At 59.3% G+C, this 937-nt stretch carries 2 protein-coding genes and 1 pseudogene; all 3 read right to left on the bottom strand.

Translation table 11 applies throughout. The features are described 5' to 3' along the window. Positions 1–211, bottom strand: a pseudogene (locus AC1DT3_RS22705) (GTPase HflX); the annotation flags it as partial. A 1-nt stretch (position 212) separates the two neighbouring features. Further along, the gene (gene hfq / locus AC1DT3_RS22710; RefSeq protein ID WP_441966094.1) at positions 213–470 is read right to left on the bottom strand and encodes an RNA chaperone Hfq; all 258 of its coding nucleotides are present in this window, start codon (positions 468–470) and stop codon (positions 213–215) included. A 275-nt stretch (positions 471–745) separates the two neighbouring features. Beyond that, positions 746–937: helix-turn-helix domain-containing protein (locus tag AC1DT3_RS22715; RefSeq protein WP_477467425.1), on the bottom strand; the 192-nt coding region annotated here is incomplete at its 5' end.

Consider the following 937-nt stretch of genomic DNA (forward strand, 5'->3'; position numbering starts at 1 on the left):
GATCGATGGCGCCGGCGAGGCCTACCGCCTCTTCCAGACGAGCATCGATGGGGCGCGGATTGACCGATTGCCCCTCCAGGGGCGCACTCGCGCGGGACCTTCGCGTCAGGTAGGGACCGACGACAAGCGTCCGCGTCCCCGCCGCTACATCCTTCTCGGGCTCGGCGAGTTGGGCGAGGCGCTGTTCTCCAGGCGACCGAGGTTCGGTCAAATCAGGCTTTCTCTCCCGCGCTCGGGTCGTCCTGGTCGAACAATTGAACGGGTTGACCCGGCATGATCGTGGAAATGGCGTGCTTGTAGACAAGCTGAGAATGGCCGTCTCTGCGTAGCAAGACGCAGAAATTATCGAACCATGTAACGACGCCCTGCAGTTTCACCCCATTCACGAGAAAGATCGTCAGAGGGATTTTATTCTTCCGGACATAGTTGAGAAACGTGTCCTGAAGGTTTTGAGCGCGTTCGCCCGCCATTGAAGTTGCCTCGCCAGCCCGTCGCCGCCGGTCTTGGCTATCGGGCCGCCCATATTGCTTATCCGCATCCGTGCGGTCGTTGACCGGCCCATCCATTACAGGGCGAACATTGCCGTTACGCAAGAGGTTTACGCCATATTCGGCCTTTTTTCCGTGGATCCGATTTTAGAGCGCGATCAAGTGGTTAAGAGGATGAAGTCACATAACCACATCGGCGCGCGAAGGATTCGGCCACGCCGCGAGCCGCAATGGCTGATTGGCGCGACAATCTCGTCCTATCCGCCGATTCCCAAGGACTTGAGCTTCCGATGGAGAGCAGAGCGCTCCATGCCGATGAACTCCGCCGTACGGGAAATATTGCCGCTGAAGCGCGCGATCTGAGCGAGCAGATACTCGCGCTCGAAGATCTCACGTGCGTCACGCAACGGCAGACTCATCAGCTTCTCGCCACCGGACCCGGCTGGTGT

Source organism: Microvirga sp. P4_G7 (assembly GCF_056401005.1).

What these genes read in the sequence shown, in the direction of transcription:
- hfq (WP_441966094.1), bottom strand. Translation starts at nt 470, where the DNA reads ATGGCGGGCGAACGCGCTCAAAACCTTCAGGACACGTTTCTCAACTAT.